21 protein-coding genes are annotated in these 23,147 nt (G+C 70.3%); 14 read left to right on the top strand and 7 right to left on the bottom strand.

The genetic code is table 11. The features are described 5' to 3' along the window. Positions 1 to 29 precede the first annotated feature (29 nt). A complete protein-coding gene (locus ACFYOY_RS36740) occupies positions 30 to 965 on the top strand; it encodes a sugar ABC transporter permease (RefSeq protein ID WP_351900099.1) in 936 nt (311 codons plus the stop codon). Between the two features lie 58 nt (positions 966 to 1,023). Further along, entirely contained in the window at positions 1,024 to 1,911 is an 888-nt protein-coding gene (locus ACFYOY_RS36735; RefSeq protein ID WP_388592007.1) for a carbohydrate ABC transporter permease, read from the top strand. Here the strand turns inward: ACFYOY_RS36735 and ACFYOY_RS36730 are convergent. Next, positions 1,905 to 3,002 (bottom strand): LacI family DNA-binding transcriptional regulator, encoded by a 1,098-nt coding sequence (locus ACFYOY_RS36730; RefSeq protein WP_351900107.1) that lies wholly within the window; start codon positions 3,000 to 3,002, stop codon positions 1,905 to 1,907. The two genes, ACFYOY_RS36735 and ACFYOY_RS36730, sit on opposite strands and share 7 nt — an antisense overlap. An 815-nt stretch (positions 3,003 to 3,817) precedes the next feature. Between ACFYOY_RS36730 and ACFYOY_RS36725 the strand changes: the two genes are divergently transcribed. From ACFYOY_RS36725 to ACFYOY_RS36685, 9 genes are read left to right on the top strand one after another with little or no spacing between them, the layout of a single operon-like run. Beyond that, entirely contained in the window at positions 3,818 to 5,164 is a 1,347-nt protein-coding gene (locus ACFYOY_RS36725) for an SUMF1/EgtB/PvdO family nonheme iron enzyme (RefSeq protein WP_351900111.1), read from the top strand. Positions 5,165 to 5,173: 9 nt separating this feature from the next. Next, a complete protein-coding gene (locus ACFYOY_RS36720) occupies positions 5,174 to 5,887 on the top strand; it encodes a class II aldolase/adducin family protein (RefSeq protein ID WP_351900116.1) in 714 nt (237 codons plus the stop codon). 4 nt (positions 5,888 to 5,891) lie between these two features. Then, positions 5,892 to 6,956, top strand: a complete 1,065-nt coding sequence (locus ACFYOY_RS36715) for an LLM class flavin-dependent oxidoreductase (protein ID WP_388591962.1) — start codon at positions 5,892 to 5,894, stop codon at positions 6,954 to 6,956. After that, positions 6,953 to 8,347, top strand: coding sequence for a condensation domain-containing protein (locus ACFYOY_RS36710; RefSeq protein ID WP_351900121.1), 1,395 nt, complete (start codon positions 6,953 to 6,955; stop codon positions 8,345 to 8,347). The genes ACFYOY_RS36715 and ACFYOY_RS36710 overlap by 4 nt, the downstream gene beginning before the upstream one ends. Next, on the top strand, positions 8,331 to 10,088 hold the full coding sequence (locus tag ACFYOY_RS36705) for an AMP-binding protein (RefSeq protein WP_388591960.1): 1,758 nt from the start codon (positions 8,331 to 8,333) through the stop codon (positions 10,086 to 10,088). The genes ACFYOY_RS36710 and ACFYOY_RS36705 overlap by 17 nt, the downstream gene beginning before the upstream one ends. Further along, positions 10,085 to 11,305, top strand: coding sequence for a PLP-dependent aminotransferase family protein (locus tag ACFYOY_RS36700; protein WP_388591958.1), 1,221 nt, complete (start codon positions 10,085 to 10,087; stop codon positions 11,303 to 11,305). The genes ACFYOY_RS36705 and ACFYOY_RS36700 overlap by 4 nt, the downstream gene beginning before the upstream one ends. Beyond that, on the top strand, positions 11,302 to 11,793 hold the full coding sequence (locus ACFYOY_RS36695) for a pyridoxamine 5'-phosphate oxidase family protein (protein ID WP_351900132.1): 492 nt from the start codon (positions 11,302 to 11,304) through the stop codon (positions 11,791 to 11,793). The genes ACFYOY_RS36700 and ACFYOY_RS36695 overlap by 4 nt, the downstream gene beginning before the upstream one ends. Beyond that, complete coding sequence (locus ACFYOY_RS36690) at positions 11,790 to 13,043, top strand: MFS transporter (protein ID WP_351900136.1); 1,254 nt, start codon at positions 11,790 to 11,792, stop codon at positions 13,041 to 13,043. The genes ACFYOY_RS36695 and ACFYOY_RS36690 overlap by 4 nt, the downstream gene beginning before the upstream one ends. Before the next feature lie 16 nt (positions 13,044 to 13,059). Further along, complete coding sequence (locus tag ACFYOY_RS36685; RefSeq protein WP_351900139.1) at positions 13,060 to 13,803, top strand: methyltransferase domain-containing protein; 744 nt, start codon at positions 13,060 to 13,062, stop codon at positions 13,801 to 13,803. Positions 13,804 to 13,807: 4 nt separating this feature from the next. Here the strand turns inward: ACFYOY_RS36685 and ACFYOY_RS36680 are convergent, their stop codons facing one another. Together ACFYOY_RS36680 and ACFYOY_RS36675 are read right to left on the bottom strand one after the other, a co-directional pair. Continuing rightward, on the bottom strand, positions 13,808 to 14,830 hold the full coding sequence (locus ACFYOY_RS36680) for a Gfo/Idh/MocA family oxidoreductase (RefSeq protein ID WP_388591955.1): 1,023 nt from the start codon (positions 14,828 to 14,830) through the stop codon (positions 13,808 to 13,810). Positions 14,831 to 14,963: 133 nt separating this feature from the next. Further along, positions 14,964 to 15,746 (bottom strand): TIM barrel protein, encoded by a 783-nt coding sequence (locus ACFYOY_RS36675; RefSeq protein ID WP_388591953.1) that lies wholly within the window; start codon positions 15,744 to 15,746, stop codon positions 14,964 to 14,966. 240 nt (positions 15,747 to 15,986) lie between these two features. Between ACFYOY_RS36675 and ACFYOY_RS36670 the strand changes: the two genes are divergently transcribed. Continuing rightward, on the top strand, positions 15,987 to 17,012 hold the full coding sequence (locus ACFYOY_RS36670) for a LacI family DNA-binding transcriptional regulator (protein WP_351900147.1): 1,026 nt from the start codon (positions 15,987 to 15,989) through the stop codon (positions 17,010 to 17,012). 32 nt (positions 17,013 to 17,044) lie between these two features. On the opposite strand, the gene ACFYOY_RS36665 is transcribed toward ACFYOY_RS36670, so the two are convergent. Further along, a complete protein-coding gene (locus tag ACFYOY_RS36665) occupies positions 17,045 to 18,169 on the bottom strand; it encodes an FAD-dependent oxidoreductase (RefSeq protein ID WP_388591950.1) in 1,125 nt (374 codons plus the stop codon). Positions 18,170 to 18,426: 257 nt separating this feature from the next. On the opposite strand from ACFYOY_RS36665, the gene ACFYOY_RS36660 reads away from it, so the two are divergent. Beyond that, positions 18,427 to 19,029: a TetR/AcrR family transcriptional regulator gene (locus ACFYOY_RS36660; protein WP_351900154.1), complete on the top strand. Its 603-nt coding sequence runs from the start codon at positions 18,427 to 18,429 to the stop codon at positions 19,027 to 19,029. Positions 19,030 to 19,134: 105 nt separating this feature from the next. Here the strand turns inward: ACFYOY_RS36660 and ACFYOY_RS36655 are convergent, their stop codons facing one another. Beyond that, positions 19,135 to 19,830, bottom strand: coding sequence for a type 1 glutamine amidotransferase domain-containing protein (locus tag ACFYOY_RS36655; RefSeq protein WP_388591948.1), 696 nt, complete (start codon positions 19,828 to 19,830; stop codon positions 19,135 to 19,137). Between the two features lie 201 nt (positions 19,831 to 20,031). On the opposite strand from ACFYOY_RS36655, the gene ACFYOY_RS36650 reads away from it, so the two are divergent. Further along, positions 20,032 to 20,988: a LysR family transcriptional regulator gene (locus tag ACFYOY_RS36650; protein WP_351900158.1), complete on the top strand. Its 957-nt coding sequence runs from the start codon at positions 20,032 to 20,034 to the stop codon at positions 20,986 to 20,988. Positions 20,989 to 21,018: 30 nt separating this feature from the next. Here ACFYOY_RS36650 and ACFYOY_RS36645 read toward each other — a convergent pair whose 3' ends face one another. Both ACFYOY_RS36645 and ACFYOY_RS36640 read right to left on the bottom strand, forming a co-directional pair. Beyond that, on the bottom strand, positions 21,019 to 21,744 hold the full coding sequence (locus ACFYOY_RS36645; protein WP_388591945.1) for a response regulator: 726 nt from the start codon (positions 21,742 to 21,744) through the stop codon (positions 21,019 to 21,021). Positions 21,745 to 21,764: 20 nt separating this feature from the next. Further along, positions 21,765 to 23,042 (bottom strand): sensor histidine kinase, encoded by a 1,278-nt coding sequence (locus ACFYOY_RS36640; RefSeq protein WP_388591943.1) that lies wholly within the window; start codon positions 23,040 to 23,042, stop codon positions 21,765 to 21,767. Positions 23,043 to 23,147 lie beyond the last annotated feature (105 nt).

Here is a 23,147-nt window from a genome sequence, read left to right as displayed (position 1 = left end):
GCGACGGAATCGCAGAAAGGAGCGATGTGATGGTTTCCGTCTCCACGCCCTCGCGGCAGGCCGCGGCCGGATCCCGACGGGCCGCTGCCACGGACCGGCGACGGTCCCCGGGCGGCGCCGGGTGGCTCTTCGCCACCCCCTTCCTGGTGTTCTTCACGCTCTTCCTCCTCGTGCCGATCGGCATCGGCCTGTGGATGAGCTTCACCGACGCCAGCCTGACCGGACACGGCGACGGTGTCTTCGTCGGCCTGGACAACTACACCGAGGCGTTCGGCGACAGCCAGGTGTGGCAGACCCTCGGCAACACGGTCTGGTTCACCGTCCTGACCACCGTCCCGCTCGTGATCGTCGCCCTGGTGATGGCCCTGCTGGTGTACACGGGGATGCCGGGGCAGTGGCTGTGGCGGCTGGCCTTCTTCGCCTCGCATCTGCTGCCGGTGGCGGTGGTCTTCCAGATTTGGAGCATGCTCTTCCAGCCGGACCGGGGAATGCTCAACAGCGTGCTCCAGACGTTCGGGATGGACGGGATCGCCTGGCTGACGGACGAGAAGTACGCGATGTGGTCCATCGGGCTGGTGACCCTGTGGTGGACGGTGGGATTCAACTTCCTGCTCTACCTGGCCGCGTTGCAGGCGATCCCCGACCACCTCTACGAGGCTGCCGCGCTCGACGGCGCCGGTGCGTGGCGCCGGCTGTGGTCGGTCACACTCCCCCAGCTGCGCCGGACCACCGCACTGATCGCGGTGTTGCAGGTGATGGCGTCGCTGAAGGTGTTCGACCAGATCTACCTGCTGACCAAGGGCGGCCCGAACGGGGCCACCCGGCCGATCCTGGAGTACATCTACGACACCGGCTTCACCAACTACCGGCTCGGCTACGCCTCGGCGGTGTCGTACGTGTTCTTCGGGATCATCATCATCCTCTCGCTCGCCCAGCTGAAGATCTTCTCGCGCAGGGAGGACTGATCGCGCCATGACCACCGAGACACTCTCCCCCCGTACCCCCGGAAAACCCCGCTCGACCATGCCCCGGGAGGTGGTCCGGCGGCGTCGCTACGGCGGCCATGCCTGGCACCCCACGCTCGGAACGGGCCCCCTCCCCCGTGTGCTGACGCTGTTGGCGCTGGCGGTGATGACGGTGATCTGGCTGGTGCCGTTCGGCTGGGGCGTGGACACCTCGTTCAAGACGGAGGTCGACGCGAGCGCGTCGGGGGCCGACTGGATCCCCAAGGCGGGCTTCACCCTCGACGCCTACCGGACCATCCTCGGGCAGGGCAATCTCCCGGTGTGGGCGGTGAACAGCGTCGTGATCGCCATATGCGTCACGGCGATCACCGTGACCATCTCGGCGATGGCGGCGTATGCCTTCTCGCGTACGCTCTTCCGCGGCCGCCGTGTGCTCTTCGCCGTCACCATCGCCTCGATCATGGTGCCGCCGCAGATCCTGATCGTGCCGCTCTTCCGGCAGATGCTCGCGATGAACCTCGTCGACACCTACGCGGCGGTGATCCTGCCGCAGGTGGTGGCGCCCGCGATGGTGTTCATCCTGAAGAAGTTCTTCGACGGCATTCCGCGTGAGCTGGAGGAGGCGGCCCGGATCGATGGGGCGAGCAGCTTCCGGGTGTTCTGGAGTGTGGTGCTGCCGCTGTCCCGGCCGATCCTGGCGGCCGTGGCGATATTCGTCTTCATCAACACCTGGAACAACTTCCTCTGGCCGTTCATCAGCACCAGCGATCCGCAGCTCATGACACTCCCGGTGGGGCTGTCGACCGTGAAGGACTCCACCGGGCTGCGGAACGCCCAGGAGTCGGCCGCCTCGATCCTCGGCTCCATCCCGCTGCTGATCGTCTTCATGCTGTTCCAGCGTCAGATCGTGAGGTCGGTGGCCACCACGGGTCTGGGAGGTCAGTGAGCGGTCCGCGCGACACCGCCCTCGGTGGACTCGCGGGCGTGGAGCGTATGTCCGACGACGACCTCCTGGGCCGGGCGGTCCGGTGCCTCGATCCGCTCCAGCAGCAGACCGATGGCGTGCCGGGCGATGGCGGTCTTGTCCGGTGCCACGCTGCTCAGGCTCGGGGTGCTGTACCGCGCGGCCTCGATGTCGTCGAAGCCCATCACGGCCATGTCGTCCGGCACCCGTAGTCCGCGCTCGTACAGGGTGCGCAGTGCGCCGAGGGCGAGCGCGTCGTTGAAGCAGAACACGGCGTCCGGCGGTTCGGCCTGGTCGAGCAGCGCCGCCATCGCCCGGGCGCCCTCGGCCAGGTGATAGCGGGGGGTCTCCCGCTCCAGCCGGGGGTCCAGCGGCAGCCCGGCCTCCTCCAGCCCCTGCCGGTAGCCGGTCCTGCGCAGCAGCGGTGTGCCGATGTACGGCTCGGGCTGCACCCCGATGGCCGCGATCCGGCGGCGCCCGCCAGCCACCAGATGGCTCACCGCCTCCTGCGCGGCGGCGACGTTGTCGATCACCACATGGTCGGCGAGGCCGCCGCTGGGGCGTTCGCCGATGAGCACGAGCGGCACGGTACCGAGGTGGTTCGCGAGCGCGCTGCCGTGCAGCGCGAGCGGGCTCACCACCATGCCGTCCACGACCTGGTCGCCGAGGCCGTGGATCACCGCCTCCTCCCGCTCGCGGTCACCGAGGGTCTGCTCGATCAGCAGGGTGCGACCGTGCTCCTCTGCCGTGGTGAGGAAGTGGCGTCCCAGCTCGGCGAAGTACGGGACGTCCAGCTCGGGCAGGACCAGCCCGATCATGCCGGTGCTGCCGCGGCGGAGGTTGCGGGCCACCCGGTTGGGCCGGTAGCCGAGCTCCCGGATGGCCCGCTGCACCCGCTCCCGGGTCGCCGGGGACACATGCACAAAGCCGTTGATCACATTCGACACGGTCTTCGGGGAGACCCCGGCGAGCGTCGCCACGTCCTTGACGGTGGCGCTCCGGCCGGCACCGTCCGAGCGCTTCCGCCCCGGTGCCGCTTGATCCCTGGTGGTCTGCTGTTTCACGGCGGTCACCGACCGATCCTAGAGCGTGACGGTGGTGGGCCGCACCGGCGGGCACGCCCCGGGCCCCGTCCCCTCATGCGGCGGCCGCCCCCTCGGGAGACGGGTGCCGCAGGGGAGACGCGTGCCGCACGGACCACAGGCCGCCGACGTCGTTCCATATAGCCAGAATATGGCGATTCTCTCGAAGGGTGCCCCGCCTCGAGGGCCAGCTCATCCAGACCTCTGCGGGCCGACGCGAAGATCGAAACACAACCGGAATGGAATACTCAATTCAGCTTGACCACCAAGATTACATAAAGCCGAAAAGCTTTTTGGCTCGCACCCGTTGTGGCAGAGGTGACGGATGCCTATAGTGCCGTGAGGTGTACATGCGACTCCCCGAGCGGATGCTGGACGTCACGCAACGGAGGAAGTGTAGTGCCACTGATTTCCTGGGTGTCCGACCCCCTCGGACTCTTCCGAAGATGCAGATGAGCATGGTGCGCTGCTGACCCACAGCGCCCGTCAGTGACAAGATCCCGGCCCGGCGCGACCGCGGCCGGTACGCATCTCTCTCAGGAATCCTTGAAACGGGAGACCTTCTCGTCACCGCGCCCTCGGGCGCCCATGAGTGGCCACGCTGTGCGCGTGGCTTGGAAAACTCCGACCGGCGAGCGAATGGAGGTGACTGAGGATGACAGCCGAGGACTTCCTGGCTTCCCGCGAGGCGGGCGAGGCCGCGACGAAGTGGTAATCGTCGCAACCGATAGGTAAGGGGTGCCGGGCGAATCTCCGTATTCGCCCGGCACCCCGTCGGGGCAGTGTGTACGAGGGTGGGTGGGACAATGCTGCACGGACTCTTGAACGAGGAATCGATAAACTCCCTTCAGGGCCAGGAGTATCGCGATCGGATCCAGCGGATAGAAAAGGCGCTGACCGATGCCGCCGACGGCGACCTCTCACTGAAGGAACTGGCCGAGTGGGCGGTCGGGCACCGGGACTGGAACGTCAGGCGCCTCGCCGTGGAGACCCTCGCCGCCCGGTTCGTCGACGCACCCGAGGCACGGGCGGCGATCACCGAGGCGATCCACGACGACGTCGACTGGGTGGCCTTCACCGCCATCAAGGTCGCCGGAGAGCACCGGGTCCCAGAGGCGGTGGCCCACATGATCCGCATCTCCGGCTGGCCCAGCAACTTCACCAAGCCCGCCTACGCCCGCAAACCCGTGGGCTGCGGTGCCGCCTTCACCAAGCGCGCCCTGCTCGACTTCTTCGACTCCACCGATCCGGACGAGCTCCGCGAGCTGGAGGACCGCCACTTCGCCCGGCTGCGGGCCACGGTGGACTCCGCCAGACGCGAACCGGACCTGCGCGATGCCGTGCTGATTCCGGCCGGGCCCTTCATCGCCGGGGCCCGGGTGAACGACATCGGCCCCTTCCAGATGGACAACACCGACAATCCGCTGCGCGTCGAGGAACTTCCCGCGTATTACATCGACCGGACCACGGTGACCAACGCCCGGTACGCGGAATTCCTCGACGCGGTGGGTGGCTCCAGGGAGTTCGCCCACCCCGATGAGCCCGACGGCAAGGACTACACCCCGGCGCATTGGCACGATCCTCGGTTCAACGGGCCGGACTTCCCGGTGGTCGGGGTCGACTGGTACGACGCCTACGCGTTCGCCCGCTGGGCCGGAGGCAGGCTGCCCTCGGAGAACGAATGGGAGAAGGCCGCCCGCGGAACCGACGGCCGGATCTACCCATGGGGCGATGAATGGAGCAATGACAAGGCACAAAGCGTCTTCACGGCATACGGCCGCGACGACATCCGGAATCTCGCGGAACTCGAGGAGCTGCTCGTCACCACCACCGTCTCCTGGCCCGAGCGCCCGGTGGCAGCGGCCGACTCCCATCCGGTCGGCGCAAGCCCCTACGGCGCCCTCAACATGGCGGGGAACGTCTGGGAGCTCACCCGCACCAATTTCTTCACCCGGGCCGATATGGCCCCCTTCTTCAAGGGGCGTTCGGGGCAGGAATTCATGAACCGTCCCGAGGCTTTCCATGTGCTGCGCGGGGGGACGTGGACCTCGCCTCCGGTCTGCCTGTCGACCTTCTACCGAGGCAAGGACCTGCTCACCGACCGGCACAACGAAGTCGGCTTTCGCTGCGTATACGACGCTTCTGGAAAGTGAGGTTGCACCATGCCGGACCGAGGCGAGCGCGATGTGCTGCGGCAGTCTCTGGTGGAGGGGATCCATCTGCTCGCGGAGCTGGGCTACAGCGAGGGCATCGCGGGCCATGTGAGCGTGCGCGACCCGGAGGACCCGGATGCCTACTGGGTCAATCCCTTCGGTCTGGACTTCCACCATGTGAGGGCCGACGATCTGCTCCTCGTCGGGGCGCAGGGCACCGTCCTGGAGGGCTCGGGCGAGCTCAATCCCTCGGTGGACCCGCTCCATGGTGAACTGCATCGCAACCGGCCGGACCTGGTGGCCTTCGCCCATACCCACTCGATGTACGGCAAGACCTGGTCGTCCCTGGGCCGACTGCTCGATCCGATCACTCAGGACGCCTGCGTCCTCTACCGGCGGCACGGCCTGTACGACCGGTTCACCGGTCTGGTCAACGCGCGCCAGGAGGGCAAGGAGGTCATCGAGGCCATGGGCGACGGCACTGCCGTGATCATGCAGAATCATGGCTTCCTGACCGGGGGCCGCTCCTTGGGCGAGGCGATCTGGCTGTTCATCGTGATGGAACGGGCCGCCGCGTCCCAGCTGATGGCCGAGGCCGTCGGCACACCGCGGCTGATCCCGCACGAGACGGCCCTGGAGACCGGACGCGCGCTGGCCAAGCTCGAATTCGCCGACCGGCAGTACCGGAACCTGTACGAGACGACCTGCCGCCGCGGGAAGTGACACCATGAAGGTCGGACTCAACTTCCTGCCCACCGTGGGCCCCGGCGAGATGCCGGCCGAGCGGTTCTACGACGAGATCATCGAGCTCAGCGAGCTGGCCGACCGGCTCTCCTTCAGCCATGTGAAGCTGGTCGAGCACCACTTCCACGAGTGGGGCGGATACAGCCCGGACCCGGTGGCGCTGCTGTCGGCCATCGCCCGGCGGACCAGCCGCGTACGGCTGGTGACCGGGGCGGTCACCCCCGCGTTCACCCACCCCATCAAGCTGGCCGCCTCACTGTCGGTCCTCGACAACCTCTCCCACGGCCGCCTCGACGCCGGGTTCGGCCGGGCGTTCCTGCCCTCGGAGTTCGAGGCGTTCGGGGTGGACATGGCCGACAGCCGGGCTCTGCTGGAGGAGAACGTCGAGGCCGTCGAGCGGCTGTGGACGGACGAGGGCTTCCGCTGGGAGGGCCGCTTCCACCGCTTCGGCCCGTTGCCCGCGATGCTGCCCCGCCCCGCGCAGCTGCCCCGGCCACCGGTGTTCATCGCCGCCACCACCTCTCCGGAGACCTTCACCTGGGCGGCGTCCAAGGGGTACCACCTCATGATCATCCCGGTGGTGGCCAGCCATGAGAAGCTCACCGGGCTTCTCGATCTGTACCGCGCCACCCGGATCGAGCACGGCCACTCCCCCGACTTCCGACTGCATGTCAGCTACCACTGCTATGTGGCGGAGAGCCAGGACGAGGCGGTGGCGCGAGCCGAGGAGCACTACGCCGCGTATCGGGCCAAACAGCTCGAGGCCTATGGGAGTTGGCGCGGCATCACCTCGGACCAGTACCGGGGCTATGAGCGCATGGAACAGGCGGCTCGCACGACCACGGTGGCCGGTCTGATGGCCGCCGACAACATCATCGTGGGCGGGGTGGCCGAGACCGCCGCCACCATCCGCCGCATCGGCAAGCTCTACCCCGGTGCCGAACTGAGCCTGCAGCTGCGGTTCGGGTCCGTCTCGCACACCGAGGCCATGCGGGCGGTGCGGCTGCTCGGGGAGCGAGTGCTGCCCGAGCTCATGGAGGGCGAATGACCGCGTCCGGCGGTCCGGTTCCGCTCAGTCCGCAGCAGGAGTGGATCTGGGAGAGCATGCGCTTCATGAACCCGGACGACGCGGCCATGACCAGGACCAATGTCTGTCTGGCGTTCACGTTGCGCGGCCCACTGGACACCGGGCGGCTCGAACGGGCGCTGGCCGATGTCCGCCGACGGCACGAGGCGCTGCGCACCAGCCTCAGCGACCTGGGTACCGCACCCCGCACCCACGTCCAGGACGCGGAGGACCCGCACCCGCCCCTCCTCGCCCTGGTGGATCTTTCCGCCGTGCCACCGGAGGATCAGGACGCCTACTGCGAGCTGGTGGCCGGCGCCGAGGAGCACCGCGTCTTCGACTATGTCCGGGGCCCGCTGTGGCGGGCGACGCTGGTGCGCCGCTCCCCGACGGAGCATGTGCTGGTCCTGTCCGCCGCCCATCTGGTGCTGGACGCCCCCTCGGTACAGCTCGTCGTCCGGCACCTGGCCGAGGCGTACGAGGGGATCGCCCCTCCGGTACGGCAGGAGCAGTACCGCGACTTCGTGCGGCGGGCCGCCCGGCCGCCCGCGGACGCCGACCGGCGTCTGGAGCACTGGCGCCGGGTGCTCAGCCCCCTGCCCGCCCCGCTCGACGTCCGCACCGACTACCCCGCGGCCCCACCGCCGGTCTTCCTGCGGGAGACGACGCCGTTCCGGGCCGAGGCCGATCCGGAGGCCCTCGCCAGGCTCCGCGGCCGGGCGGGCGTCACCCCCTATCTGATCCATGTCGCGGCCTATGTGGCCGCCCTCGCGGACCTCTGCGGGGCACGGCGCGTCGTGGTGGGATCCACGCTGACCCGTCTGGAGCTCAAACCGGATCCGCATGCGGTCGGGCACTTCGCCGATCTGGTGCTGCTGCCGATCGAGGTGCGCCCCGAGCACACCTTCGGCGAGCTTCTGGAACACGTCAGGGACACCACGCTCGACGCCTACGACAACCAGTTGCCGTATCTGCGCATCGCCGACGCGATCGACCCGGACTTCACGGCCAGACGGCCCTGGCCGGCGAGGGCGCTGTACCACGTGTGGGTGCGCGGCAGCGTCCTCAACGCCGACCTGGGCCCGCCGGAGCGCATCGGCGACGCCGAGGTCCGTCCCTTCGAGTTCACCAGGGAGACGTGCTATCCCATCGAGCTGGACGGCGATCGGTACGCGCATGTCTACGGCCAGAACGTGGTGCCCACCCTCTACGCCGGCCCGACCGGGCTGGAGGGCGAGATGACGTACAACCGCGCGGCCTTCACCCCGAGCAGCGCACAGCGCTACGTCGACCGCCACTGCCAGAACCTGGAACATATGCTCAAGGACCCCCAGACGCGGATCGGGGAGGTGTGGCATGACAGCGGCCGCTGACGCGCCCGGACACGGCCGTCCGGCACGCACCCACGACCTGGTGCGCGACGCCGCACTGCGGTGGCCGGACCGGCCGGCGCTGATCGAGGGCGACACTGTCCTCAGCTACCGCCAGCTCGACCGGCGCGCCGAGGACTTGGCCCAGGCCCTGGTGGCACGGGGCGCGGCCCGCGACATGACCATCGGGGTCGGCGCGCCACGCTCCGCCGAGCACGTGATCGCCGCGCTCGCCGTGTGGAAGGCCGGTGGCGTCTGTGTGCCACTGGCGACGGATCTGCCCCCGGCCCGGATCGCGGACATGCTGCGGATCGCCGGGGTGCGACTGACAGTGGGTCCGGGACTGACCATCAGCGAGGTCGCGGATCCCCCCGTGGACCAGCCAATCGCCGGCCTGCCCCCGGCGCCGGAGAGCGAGGACGGCGCTGTCGCCTGCGTCTACTTCACCTCGGGCTCGACCGGCAGTCCCAAGGCGGTGGCCCTCACGCACGCGGGCATCGTGAACGAGGCGCTGTGGTCCCATGACGCCTTCTCGATCCGCCCCGAGGACCGCAGCAGTTGGCTGGCCTCCCCCGGATTCGCCATCTCACGATGGGAGTTGTGGACTCCGCTGACCGCGGGCGCCGCCATCGCCGTCTCCGAGGAAGGCCCCGTCCGCGAGCCGGGGGCGCTCCGTGACTGGCTGCTGGACCAGGGGGTGACCTGGAGCATCGTGGTGACCGGGCTCGCGGAACGGCTCTTCGGCGTCCCCTGGCCTGCGGTCTGCCCGCTGCGCCTGCTGGTGACGGGCGGTGAGCAACTGCGGGTCTGGCCCCGCGGGCTGCCCTTCGAGGTCGTCAACTCCTACGGTGTCACCGAGGCGTCCAGCGTCCGCCTCGCGGCCCGGCTCGGCCCCTTTGAGGGTTCCACCGGACGTCTCCCCTCCGTGGGCCGCCCGATCCGCGGTACCCGGGTCCATGTGCTCGACGACGCACTGACCCCGGTGCCCGACGGGGAGGTCGGGGAGCTGTTCATCGGCGGTGTCGGACTGGCCCGCGGCTACCTCGGCGATCCGGAACAGACCGCACGGCGCTTCGTACCCGATCCATTCCACGGCGGCGGGCGGCGCCTGTACCGCACCGGTGATCTGGTGCGCGTCGATGAGAAGGGGCGGGTGGAATTCGTCCGCCGGCTGAACGACGACCCGAAGGTCGGCGGTGTCCGCGTCGACCTCGCGGCCGTCGAGGCCGCGCTGCTCGCCGCGCCCGGGGTCACCGGGGCCGCGGCCTCGATCCGTGTCCACGAGGGGGAGCGGCCACGGCTGGTGGGGTACCTGGTCACGGACGACGACCGGCCGGCCCCCGATGAGGTGATCGACGCGGTCGCCCGGCGGCTGCCCCCTCAGATGGTGCCCGGCGTCCTGGTGCGCCTCACCTCCCTGCCGCTGCTGTCCAGCGGGAAGGTGGACCGCGGCCGGCTCCCGGAACCCACGGCGGACATCGTGTTCCGCGGTCGTCGGGGCGTGGCGCGGGACGAGACCGAGCAGCAGGTCATCGATATCTTCCGGGAAGTCCTCGGCCGCGCGGACATCGGCGCCCACGACGACTTCTTCGGCTTGGGCGGGGACTCCATGGGCGTCGCCCGGGTGCGGCAGTCCCTCCTGGAACGGCTCGGCATCGACGTCCCCTACACCCTCATCTTCCGTCAGCGGACCCCGCGCCGGATCTGTACGGCCGCGAGCGACGGCGGGGAGGAGCCCCGGTGACCTTCACGGACGCGCCCAGCAGGCTTCCGGCTCTGGCGAGCCGTACGGACCAGCTCGCGGACTCCGCCGTCGGCGCCGTCCTCCGGCTGACCGACGGCCACGATGTGATCACTTTGGCCGCCGGCAGCCCGGCGCCGGAGACCTACTGCCACCAGGAGTTCACCGAAGCCACCACCCGCCTGCTGAGCCAGGGCGGCCTGCCGCTGCGGTACGGCGACGCGAGCGGGCTGCCCGAGCTCCGGTCGTGGATCGCGGCCCGGGAGTCCGCCGAGCTCGGCCGTCCGGTCGACGCGGGGCAGGTGCTTCTCACCCATGGCTCACAACAGGGCCTCGACCTGCTCTGCAAGGCGCTGCTCGATCCCGGGGACGTGGTCTTCGTGGACCGGCCCAGCTATGTGGGAGCGCTGCAGGTCTTCCGTCTCTTCCAGGCCCGGGTGGTGGACGTTCCCCTGGGGTCGGACGAGGGTCTCGACCGGCTCGAGGCGGCGCTGTCGGTGGAGGAACGGGCCAAAATCATCTATGTGGTACCCACCTTCGCCAATCCGACGGGCGCCACCCTGGACACCGCGCACCGGCGCGGTCTGGCCGACCTCGCCCAGCGGTACGGCTGCGTCCTCGTCGAGGACGACCCATACCGGGATCTCGGCTACGACACCGTCGCGCCCCGGCCGGCCGCCGCGACCTCCGCCGTGGCCGGCTCCGTACGGATGGGTACCTTCTCCAAGGTGCTCTTCCCCGCGGCGCGCCTGGGCCATCTGATCGTCCCACCGTTTCTCACCGATGTGCTGATGAAGTTCAAACAGGCGGCCGACCTGGGGAATTCGCTTCTGATGCAGCAGGTGGTGCATGAGCTCGTCCAGGAGCCCGGCTTTCTGACCACGCGGCTGGAGCGCGCCCGTCATCTCTATCGCAAGCGCCGCGACGCGCTGGTGAGCGCCTTGGCCGGCTCCTTCGAGGGGGCTTTGGAGTTCGAGGTGCCCCACGGTGGCTTCTTCGTCTGGGCGAGGCTTCCCGGGGGCGCCGACGCCACCGAACTGCTGGCCGCCGCGGTCGAGGAAGGCGTCTCCTTCGTGCCGGGGACCGATTTCTACGCGACCGGGCCTGACCCGTCCACCCTCCGGCTGTCCTTCTCCTGCACCCGTGCCGAGGACATCGTCGAAGGCGTCGCCCGGCTGGAACGGGCGTGGCGGACCCTGCGCAAGGGACCCCGCTCATGAAGCTCACCAGGGACGACGACGGAACCTTCCCGGGCCTCGACAAGGCCCCGTTCGACGTGGACGCGTTCCTGGCCCGGCCCCTGGTGGCCCGGCTGGCCACCGAGGGCCCACGGGTGCGGCCCGTGTGGTTCCTGTGGGAGGACCACGCCTTCTGGGTGCTCACGGGCCCCTGGGCCCGGCTGGAGGAGCGACTGGACCGCGCCCCGGTCTTCGAACTCGTGGTGGACTCGTGCGACCTCGCGACCGGCACCGTTCACCAGGTCATCGCCCGTGGCCACGGCCGGGTGGTGGACTTCGACACGGACCGGGGCCGCCGCAAGCTCACCCGGTACCTGGGCGAGCGGGAAGAGCTGTGGGACGCCCGGTTCAGCCTGCGCGACGACCCGTCCGCCCGGGGTACCCGATGGGCCCTGCTGGTGCCCGACACCCTGTGGATCGCGGACATGTCCTTCCGCCCGCCCCGTGAAGCGCCAATGGACCGCTCATGAGCACGGACACCACGGACGAGACGGCGGGCGGGGCCGCCGGCCACCGGTCCTACCGCCGGGTGCTGACGGGTAACCCGCGCCTGGCCGTACTGCTCGCCGGTTATGTGATCTCCAGCGTGGGCGATGGCATCCTGCTGATCGCCCTGCCGCTGCTGGCCATACGCCACCACGGGCAGCTCTCCGCCCCCGTGGCGGTCGGCCTGGTGATGACCGCACCGTATGTGCTGTCGACCGTGCTCGCCCTCACTATCGGCCTGGGACGGCTGCGGCTGCCCACCCGGGCCGTGGTGATCACCGACAGCGCGCTGCGCACCGTCCTCTTCACGGTGGTGGGCCTCGCCGCCATGGCCGACCGGATCGACATCCGGTTCCTGGTGGTGGCGCTGCTCCTCGGGTCCGTCCTGCATCAGACGGCGTCCAGCAGCCGGCGCCTCGTCGCCACCGGTATGGCCGGGAAGGACGAGCTCTTCACCGTCAACGGACTGCTGGGCTTCGCCAACAGCCTGGCGCTCTATGTCGTAGGGCCGGCGGTCGGTGGCGCGGTCACGGTCGCGTTCGGAGCGGACGTGGCCGTCCTCCTCGAAGCGCTCAGCTTCCTCTTGCTGTTCGGGGCCGTCACGCTCGTGGTGCCGCCACAGCCGAGAACGCCCCGGGCGGAGCGGTCGACGGAGTCCGGGTGGCGGATCCTCCGGCTGCGTCCCGTGGCCGCCCGCCTGTTCTTCGTGGTCTTCTTCTTCAATCTGTCCTATATGCCGGTGGAAGTGGCGCTTCCCGTGCTGGTCAACGGAGATCTCCACGGGAACGGAAACACACTGGGCATCATCTGGACCGCCTTCGGCGCCGGGGCGCTGCTCGGCGGGGCGCTCACCGGTTTCCTGCGGAAACTGCACCAGCAGGCCGTCCTGGTGGCGGTCATCGCGCTGTGGGGCGGTTCGGTGGTGCTTCTCGCCCTGGCCCCCTCCGGGCCGGTCGCGATGTGCGCCTTCGCCCTGGGCGGACTCATCTACGCCCCCTTCACACCCATCGCCTACACCTTTGTGCAGTCTGAGCTCCCGCCCCATGAGCAGCAGCCGGTGATCACGCTCTGGACCACCGGATCGACGCTGGCGGCCCCGATCGGCCTGCCGCTCAGCGGCCCGCTGGTGAGCGCGCTCGGTGCGCGCGGCGGACTACTGCTCTCCGCGGCACTCACCCTCGTTCTCGTTCCGTTCGCCGCCAAGGGCCTGCTGAGCCCGCGCCGAGTCGCATAGCCAGAGGAGTGCGCACGTGCAGGGATACGAATCGTCGACCTACGGCGACCACATGACCGACCACGACGCCATCGGCTGGCCGGCCGCGAAGGACGAGGACGCGGCCGTGGGGTTCCTCGTGGACGTGGCCAAGCCCACCCATGCGCTGGAGCTCGGGGTGGGCACCGGGCGCGTCGCCCTGCCGCTGGCGGAGCGGGGGGTGCGGGTCACCGGCATCGACGCCTCTCCCGTCATGCTCCAGCAGATGGCCGACAAGCCGGGCAGCGCACAGGTGCGGGCCGTCCAGGGCGACTTCGCGGAGGCCGCCGTCGAGGGGACCTTCGACCTCGTCTACGCCGTCCAGCACACGTTCTTCCTGCTGCGCGACCAGGAGACCCAGATCCGCTGCTTCCAGAACGTGGCCGCGCGGCTGGCCCCCGGTGGCGCCTTCGTCCTCCAGCTCTTCGTCCCCGATCCGCACCGGCTGATCCAGCCGCAGGCCAGCGACGCCCTTCATGTGGCACTCGACCAGGTGGTCCTGCGGGTCTCGAAGTTCGACCGGGTGGCGCAGACGGTCAACCGGCAGTACGTCGCCATCACCGAGGGCGGGACGAAGCTGTATCCCATGGTGTTCCGCTACGCATGGCCCACCGAGCTGGACCTGATGGCACGGCTGGCGGGCCTTCGGCTGGAAGGGCGCTGGGACGGCTGGTCGCGGGCGCCCTTCACCGCGGAGGGCGGGTATGTCGTGGTCTACCGGAAGCCCGCCGAGGCAGTGTGAGGGCCTACGCCACGGTGTCGCCGACCCGGACGGGTCCGTTGGTGGTGACCGACTGGATGGCCGCGAGCGCGACGGACAGGGCGGCACGGGCGTCCTGTCCGGTGACGGAGGGGGCGCGTCCGGTGCGCACGCACTCGGTGAAGTCGGCGAGTTCGGCGACGTAGGCGTCGTGGAAGAGATCCTGGTCGTAGGTGACGCATGCGGCGGCGATGCCGTCCGGGCCGTAGGCGGTCAGATGGCTGCGGCGGATGTCGCCCATGGTGAGCATGCCGGCCGAGCCGAAGACCTCACCGCGGACGTCGTATCCGTACACCGCCTGGAAGTTCGCCTCGGCGGTTGCGAGCGCGCCGTTGTCGAAGCGGATGGTGACCACGGCGGTGTCGAGCAGTCCGCGGTCCTTGAAGTCGGGGCGGACCAAGGCGTCGGCGAACGCGAAGACCTCGACCGGTGCGGCGCCGGGGTTGAGATAACGCAGGGTGTCGAAGTCGTGGATGAGGGTCTCCAGGAAGATGGTCCACGGCGGGATGCGGCCCGGGTCATCCGACTTGGGGTCGCGGGTGAGCGAACGCAGCAGCTGCGGGGTGCCGATGGCGCCTGCGCGGATCTTCTCGTGGGCGGCGTGGAAGCCGGTGTCGTAGCGGCGGTTGAAGCCCACCTGGAGGGGGACGCCGGCGTCGGCCGCGGCCGCGATGGCGCGGTCCGCCTCCTCGAGGGTGACGGCCATGGGCTTCTCGCAGTAGACGGCCTTGCCCGCCCGGGCCGCGGCCTCGACCAGCGCCGCGTGGGTGCGGGCCGGGGTGGCGATGACCACCGCCTCGATCCCGGGGTCGGCGAGCAGCTCGCCTATCTCGGTGTACGCCGTAGTGCCGCCCAGCCGGTCACCGAGCCCCTGGGCGGCACCCGGGGCCGGGTCGGCGATGGCCGCGAGACGGGCGCCGGGGAGGCGGCGGGCGAGGGTCTCGGCGTGGAAGGAGCCCATGCGGCCGGCGCCGATGAGACCGACGGGGAGAGGGTGTCGCGTGGTCATGTGGATGCTCCGTTGATTCCGTGAGTCGGTTGTTCCGTGGGTTCCGTGGGTTCCGTGGGTTCCGTGGGCCGTGGGTTCCGTGGGCGAGAACAGGTGCGATCAGGGCGGTACGGCATCGCGGCCGCGAGGTCAGTCAGGGGGTGAAGGCGGACCGGAAGCGCTCCAGTGCGAGGTCGCTGTCGCCGGAGGCCCATGCCTCCATGGCCACGGTGCCCTCGTAGCCGAGGTCGACGAGGGTTCGGGCGAGGGCCGGGTAGTTGATCTCCCCGGTTCCCGGCTCGCGGCGGCCCGGTACGTCGGCCACCTGGATCTCGCCGATCAGGCCCCGGCCGTGGGCCCGGCGGACCAGCTCGATCAGGTTTCCCTCGCCGATCTGGGCGTGGTACAGGTCCAGATTCATCCGCAGGCCCGGCCGGTCCACGGCCTCGACCAGGGCGAGGGTGTCGGCGGCCGTCGCGAACGGCACGCCCGGGTGGTCGACGGCGGTGTTGAGGTTCTCCAGGGTGAAGGTGACCCCGGTGCGCTCGCCCAGTTCGGCGAGGCGGGTGAGGGTGCGGTGGGCGGCGATCCACATCCGACCGGTGGCCGCGCCGGCCACCGGCACCACCGGCAGGCCGTCGCCGTCCAGCCCGGTGCCGTGCAGATTCAGCCGGGGACAGCCGAGCCGTTCGGCCACCTTGACCGACTCCTCGGCCGTGCGCAGGAGTTCGGCCGCCCCGTCCTCGTCCGTCAGGCTGCCGTGGAGATAGCCGGTCATCGAGGAGTACACCGCGCCGGTCCGCTCCAGTGCGGTCAGATCGTGCCGGCTCCAGTCCCAGATCTCGACCTGGAAGCCCGCATCGTGGATGCGCCGTGCCCGTTCCTGGACCGGCAGCTCCCGGAAGACCATCTCGGCGCAGACCGCCAACGTGTACATCGCTGCTCGCCCTCTCTACGACCCGGCACCGACCAGAACGTTCCAGCCACTAGAACGTTCTAGTGAACGAGCAGCAGTACGCCAGCCACTGGCCACCCCTGTCAAGGGCCGACGACTGGATCACTAGAACGTTATAGAAGCCGGGCGCCGCGCATCTCACCCTGGGCTACGATCGTCGCCCGGAAGGCGAAACCCCGCCCGCCCCGCCCGAAGACGACACCTCGACCAGGAAGACCAGTGGTGCCACCGACGCCGGCCGTCCCCCACGGGAAGCGCCCCACCCTCGCGGACGTGGCGGCGCGGGCAGGTGTGTCCACGGCGCTGGTCTCCATCGTGATGCGGGACGCCAAGGGCGCCGGCGCCGCCACCCGTGAGCGGGTCCTCAAGGCGGCACAGGAGATCGGATACCGGCCGGACGCCCGGGCCCGGCTGCTGCGCAGCCACCGGTCCCATCTTCTCGGGGTGCAGTTCGGTCTCCAGCACCCCTTTCACTCCGATCTGCTGGAGGGCATCTACGCGGTGGCCGAGCCCGCCGGGTACCAGATCGCGCTGAGCGCCGTGTCCGCGGGCCGTGGCGAGCAGCGGGCGACCGACACCCTGCTCGCCGACCGCTGCGAGGCCCTGATCCTGCTCGGTCCGCAGGCCCCGGCCGCGCGGCTCGCCGAACTCGCCGGACAGCTCCCGGTCGTCTCCGTGGCCCGCCGGCTGCGCGGGACCGCCCCGGGCGTGGAAGTGGTGCGGACCGCGGATGACGAAGGCGCCCGCCAGGCCGTGGACCACCTGGTGGCCCTCGGCCACCACGACATCGCCCATATCGACGGCGGCAGGGCACCCGGCGCCGCCGACCGGCGCCGCGGCTACCGCACCGCCATGAGCCGCCACGGCCTGGCCGACCACGTCCGCGTCCTGCCCGGCGGCCTCACCGAGGAGGATGGCGCCGCGGGCGCCCACGCCCTCCTCGATGCCACTCCCCTGCCCACGGCCGTCCTCGCCTTCAACGACCGCTCCGCCACCGGCGTCCTGGACACCTTCCTCCGCGCCCGGGTCTCCGTCCCCGACGAGGTCTCCGTCATCGGCTTCGACGACAGCCACCTGGCGCGCCTGGCCCATATCAACCTCACCACCGTCGGCCAGGACATCCCCCGCCTCGCCGAACTCGCGGTCGGCCGGGCCATCGCCCGCCTGGAGGGCGAGCGGACACCCACCGGGGAGGCCGTGGTCGCCCCGCACCTCGTCATCCGGGGCACGACGGCCGGGCCCGTCTGATACGCGACGACTGGGGCGTTTCGCTGTTGCCTTTAGAAGTGCTCGGGTACGTCGGCGGACAGCAGGTGTTCGGCGCCGCCTTCGAGGGCCTTGGCCGTCTCGATGGAGCGGGGGAGCATGGAATTCTCGTAGATGCGGATGGCGTCATCGACGGTGGCCGCGTTCGCGAGGGCGAGGGCGAGTTCGCCGGCGTCGAGCATGGCGAGGTTGACGCCGACGCCGAGCGGGGGCATGAGGTGGGCGGCGTCGCCCAGCAGGGTCACCGTCGGGTTGTGTTCCCAGGTGTGCGGAACCGGGAGAGCGAAGAGCGGGCGGTCGACGTAGGGGCCGTCATTGGCGGTGATCATCTGGCGCATACGGGGCGACCAGTGCGCGTACTCCTCGAGGAGCAGGGCGCGGATGCCGTCGGTGTCGTCGGCGGTCAGGCCGCTCATGGCGAGCCAGTCGACCGGGGCTCGCCGGATGACGTAGACGCGGATGTGGTCTCCGCTGTTGCGCTGGGCGAACAGGCCACGGTCGCCGTCGGCCGCGCCGGCGCTGCCCGAGCCGACCAGCTCGGCGATGTCGGGGTGCCGGTTCTCGACGTCGGAGAACCATGCCTCCAGGAAGCTCACCCCGGTGTACTCCGGCACGGCGGGGGACACGGCCGGGCGTACCCGGGATGAGGCGCCGTCGGCGCCGATGACCAGATCGGTCTCGATGGTCGTGCCGTCGGCGAAGGACAACTGCCGCGGCCCATCGGCGGGCCCGCTGACCCTATCGAGGGCGCGGCCCCAGTGCACGGTTCCCGGGTGCAGGGACTCGAGCAGCAGATTGCGCAGCTGGCCGCGGTCGATTTCCGGCTTGAACAGCTCGTCGGCCTCCGGGATGTGATGGAACGTCACCGTGCCGACCGAGTCCAACTTGCGCATCTCCTGCCCTTCGGGGCGGGCCAGCTTGAAGAACTCGTCGAGCAGGCCGGCTTCGCGCAGGGCGATCTGGCCGTTGTCCGCGTGCAGGTCGAGGGTGCCGCCCTGGTCGCGCGCGCCGGGGCCCGAGTCGCGGTCGTAGACGGTGACCGCTATGCCGCGCTGCTGGAGGATGCGGGCGCAGGTCAGACCGCCGGGCCCGGCACCGATGATGCTGATGCGGGCGCGGGCAGGCTCTGGGGAGATCATGGTGGTTCCTTTCACCGGCGAAGAGGGGGCATGAGGCGAGCAGGGCCGGGCGTTCCGGCATCACTCTCGGCCTCGGACATGCCTCGCACCGGGCCTTCTTGATGCACAGGACGGCGACCAGCGATGCGGTGCAGACGAGGAGCATGCCGAGGAAGAGGTGCCGCTCGGGTTCTCGCAGACCTCAGAAAAGCAGACCCAGTAGAAAAGTGCAACGAGTCCACTTAGCTCTCGATGCAACTATCGGATATGCTCAAGCCATGACCGAGCCCCCCGTCGGCCGCCGCGAACGCAAGAAGGCGGCCACCCGCCAAGCGATCGCCGACGCCGCGCTGCAGCTCTTCCTGGAACGCGGCTACGACCAGGTGAGCATCCGTGACATCGCCGACGCGGCCGATGTGTCGACCACTACGGTCTTCAAGCACTTCACCGGCAAGGAAGCGCTGGTATTCGACCGGGAGCAGGACCGGGAGTCGGAAGTGATCGCGGCGGTGCGGCAGCGAGCCGCCGATCAGAGCATCCTCGATGCCCTCCGACAGCATGTCCTCGACTCCTGGCTGCCGATCACGGCGCATCCGCGGATGGCCGAGTTCACCAACCTGGTGGACTCCACGCCCGCACTCCGCGCATACGCCGAACGCATGTGGACCCGGCACACCGACAGCCTCAGCGCAGCCATCGCCGACGAGCTCGGCGTCGACCACGACGACCTCTCATGTGTGGCTCTTGCCCGATTCGTACTCGAGATCCCGGCCCTGGCCCGCGGTCAGCAGGACCGCCGAGCCGCCGTCGACGCAATCTTCGGCATCCTCACGCAGGGCTGGCAACCGCCGCCCAAGTCGTCCGCGCCCCGTAGCGCCTAGGCAGTTGTTCGGACCACGTCCCGGTTCGGAACGTGAAGGCGATCACCTCCCGGTGATCCCACGGCCCGTCCACCGGTCCGGTGGACGGGGAAGAGGGATGAGAGGTCAGCCGAGCTTCTTGAGCAGTTCGTCCGCGAGCGGGCCGGAGGAGGCCGGGTTCTGGCCGGTGATCACATTGCGGTCGACCTCCACATGCGGTGCGAAGGGCTCGCCGACCCGCACCGTCAGGCCCGCCTCGGTCAGGCGGTCCTGCAAAAGCCACTTGGCCTTGTCTGCGAAGCCGGCCATCGTCTCCTCCTCATTGGTGAAGGCGGTGATCCGGTAACCGGCGTAGGCGTGGGTGCCGTCCTCGGTGACCGCCGCCAGCAGCGCCGCCGGGCCGTGGCAGACCACGCTCACCGGCATACCGCTCCGCACCGCCAGGGTGAGGATCCGGCCCGAGTCGGCGTCGGCCGCGAGGTCCTCCATGGGGCCGTGGCCGCCGGGGACGTGAACGGCGTCGTACTCGTCCAGGCGCACCTCGCTCAGCGCGATGGGGGCGCGGAACTCGGGGGCGGTCTCGGCGACGCTCCTGATCCTGGCGGCGTTCTCCGGGCCGCCGTTGGCCTCGGGGCTGAGGCTGGCGGCGTCGACGGGCGGGACGACACCGCCGGGCGTGGCCACGGTGATCTCGTGGCCCGCGGCCTTGAACGCCTCATAGGGGGCAACGGCCTCATCGGCCCAGTAGCCGGTGGGGTGCTTGGTACCGTCGGCCAGTGTCCACTGGTCGGCACCGGTCATCACGAACAGGATCTTCGCCATGCTCACTCCTCGATGCGATCACCCGCCGTACGTGTGATCGCTGGGATCTCCTGGGGCGTTACCGCCCCCATGTGTCGCCGCCGTCCTGGCGGCGTGCTCGAAGGTAGATCCACTGGGCATCGAAATGCCAATAGGTGAGTCGATCGTCGGCATCGGGATTCCGATGGAAGAAGAGCCGTACGCCTCTCTATGCTGGGCGGCATGGAGGACGGCACACACCAGGACGGCGACCTCGTCATCGGCGGCGGGCGGACGCCGCCGCATGCCGATCTGAATCTGCTGCGCACCTTTCTGGCCGTCTACCGCTCCGGCTCGTTCACCGCCGCGGCGCCGCTGCTCGGACTCTCCCAGCCGACCGTCACCGCCCAGATCCGCACCCTGGAGCAGCAGACCGGGCGCGAGTTGTTCACCCGGATGCCGCGCGGTGTGGAACCCACCCACCTCGCCCACGATCTGGCCGGGCAGATCGCCGGGCCACTCGACGCCCTCGCCTCGCTCGGCGGCCGGAGCACCATACTCACCGGACGCGCCATCCCGGTCCATCTGGCCGGGCCGGCCGAGTTGCTGTGCGCCCGCGCCCTGCCCGCACTCGCCTCGCTGGTCGCCGAGGGGCTGCGGCTGCGGATCGCCATGGGGCTGACCGATCCGCTACTGGACGCGCTGCGCGCGGGACACCACGATCTCGTGATCGCCACCAGACGCCCCGGCGGCCGCGCGCTGACCTCGCTGCCGCTGGCGGACGAGGACTATGTGCTGGTCGCCTCGCCCGACTGGGCCCGGCGCATCGGGGAGCGGCTGGCAGCCGACGGGCCGTGTGCCGCCGTCCGTGACGTACCGCTGATCACCTACGCGGAGGACCTCCCCATCGCCCGCCGGTACTGGCGCAACGTCTTCGGCAAGCGGCTCACCGCCCAGGCCGCGGTGACCGTGCCGGATCTGCGCGGGGCCGTGTCGGCCGTCGCCGCGGGCGCGGGTTACAGCGTGCTCCCCCGCTACCTGTGCCAGGACGAACTCACGTCCGGCGGACTCGTTCTGCTCCATGAACCCGATGAGCCGCCGGTCAACACGCTCTTCCTCGTGCAGCGGCCGGGCGCCGACGCCAACCCGGACGTGGCCCGGGTCCGCGAGCGGCTTCAGCGCGCCGCCCGCACCTGGTAACGCGCACACATCAGGGATTGCCGCCGGGCGTCACCCTCCGCCACTCGGCGAGGACTGGTCCACCATGCCGTGCTCCCAGGCCCAGGCCGCGATCTCGACGCGATTGCGGGCGGCCAGCTTCCGCTGGACGTTGCCGAGGTGGGTCTTGACCGTGGACAGGGTGACATGCAGATCGACGGCCACTTCCTCATTGGTACGGCCGCGGGCGACCCGCCGGACCACGTCGCGTTCACGCTGGGTCAGCGGCTCGATCAGATCCTCCGGGCCGCCCGTCCCCCGGCTGGCCGGACGGGCCTCGGAGGGGACCGACCGGTCGCGGTGCGGTCCCATGTGCGCGAGCAAGCGGACGGTCACCGACGGGGAGATCAGCGAGTTGCCCGAGGCCGCGGCCCGTACCGCTTCGGTGAGCAGGCCGGGCGCGCCGTCCTTGAGCAGAAAGCCGCACGCGCCGTTGCGCAGCGCCCGGTAGACGTACTCATCGAGGTCGAAAGTGGTGGCGATGAGGACGTTGAGGGGGTCCGGCACATCGGGACCGGCGAGGAGCCGAGTGGCCTCCAGACCGTCCAGCTCGGGCATGCGGATGTCCAGGAGGCAGACGTCGGGCCGCAGTCGGCGAGCCTGCTCGACCGCCTCGACACCGGTCGCCGCCTGGGCGACCACCCGCATGTCCGGCTGGGAGTCGAGAATCATGCGGAAGGCGGCACGGACCATCTCCTGGTCGTCGGCGATGAGCACCTGGATCGTCATGTCACGCATGATCGCAGGCGCGCGGGCCGTCAGCCGGAGAAGGTCACATTCGGGGCCGCCTCGCCCGAGGTCGCAGCGTCCGCGCTGTCCGCCTTGTTCGCCTTGTCCAGGGGGAGGACCGCCACGACGTGCCAGCCGCCGCCGTCCCGCGGCCCTGTGGTGATACGCCCGTTGACCTTCTCGACCCGCTCGGCCAGGCCGACCAGACCGTAGCCGCTCCCCTCGGCCGACCGCTCAGCGGCGGGCGAGGCGCCGCCCTGCCCGTCGTCGACGACCGACACCTCCAGCCGCTCCGGGTCGCCAGGCCGCACACCGATCCGCACCTCGACCCGGCCGACCCGGGTGGCGTGCTTGCGCACGTTGGTCAGCGACTCCTGCACCACCCGGTGGACGGTGGTGATGATGCCGGGCGACAGCGGCCGGTCGGCGAGTCCCGGGGCGAGGGTCAGCTCGGCGGGCGGCCCCACCTCGGAGAACTCTTCGGTGAGGCCATGCAGAGAGCGCAGCCCCGCCGGATCGCCCGTGGGCCGGGTCGCGGCGGAGGCGGTGGTGTGGTCCCGCAAGCTGGAGACCATGGCGCGCATCGACCCCAGCGCCTGGGATCCGGCCCGCTCGATCTGGGCGAGCATCCGGTCCAGGTCCTCCGGAGACTGAGTATGGCCGGCCGCGGCCGTGAAGCGCGCGGCCTTGGTCTGCGCGACGATCGCCGTGACGTGGTGGGCCACGAAGTCGTGCAACTCCCGTGCGTGCTCAAGGCGTTGGCCCTGCCGGATGGCTTCGCGCTCCCGCTCCCGCAGCGTGTCGTACAGACGCAGACACAGCCCCGCCACCACCATGAACGGCACGGCGCAGACCGCGATGACGGCGATCAAGTTCAGGAGGTTGTTGTCCCACGCGTCGATCCGCAGGGGAAGAATCACGGCGGCGAGTGCGGATCCCGCGACCAGCCCGACCGCTCGCAGGGGCCGGCAGCGCCGCACGGCACGGGTGATGAGCAGGAGCAGCACACCCAGCTCCACCAGGCCCGGGGTGTTCGGGGGACGCTGGGACAGCTGCGCCTCCACCACGGTCAGCACGCATGAGACGGCCGCCGCGCCGATGGTGTAGCGCGTGAAGAGGCGTTCCGGCACGGCGAACGCGGCCAGGCACAGCACCCCGGACACCATCGTCGCCACGGCCATCGGCGGAAGCGGCGCGTTCAGCCCCTCCAGGACCACGAGGACGACCAGACTGACGCCGATCACGCCCAGCCGCAGGTGCCGGAAACGGAATCGGGACCGGAAGCGGGACCGGAACTCGGAGATCATGGCAGGTCACGCTACGGCCGGAGCGCCGTCGCCACATCAGACTTTCGGCCGAGGAAACCGGGGAAGGGGCGCGGATCGCGTCGGCATTCCGGTGGATCCGCCGCG

It is taken from the genome of Streptomyces sp. NPDC007875 (assembly GCF_042868035.1).
GTDB classification, from domain to species: domain Bacteria; phylum Actinomycetota; class Actinomycetes; order Streptomycetales; family Streptomycetaceae; genus Streptomyces; species Streptomyces antimycoticus.
Note: the sequence above shows the minus strand (reverse complement) of the source record. Positions and strands in the feature narration are given on the sequence as shown.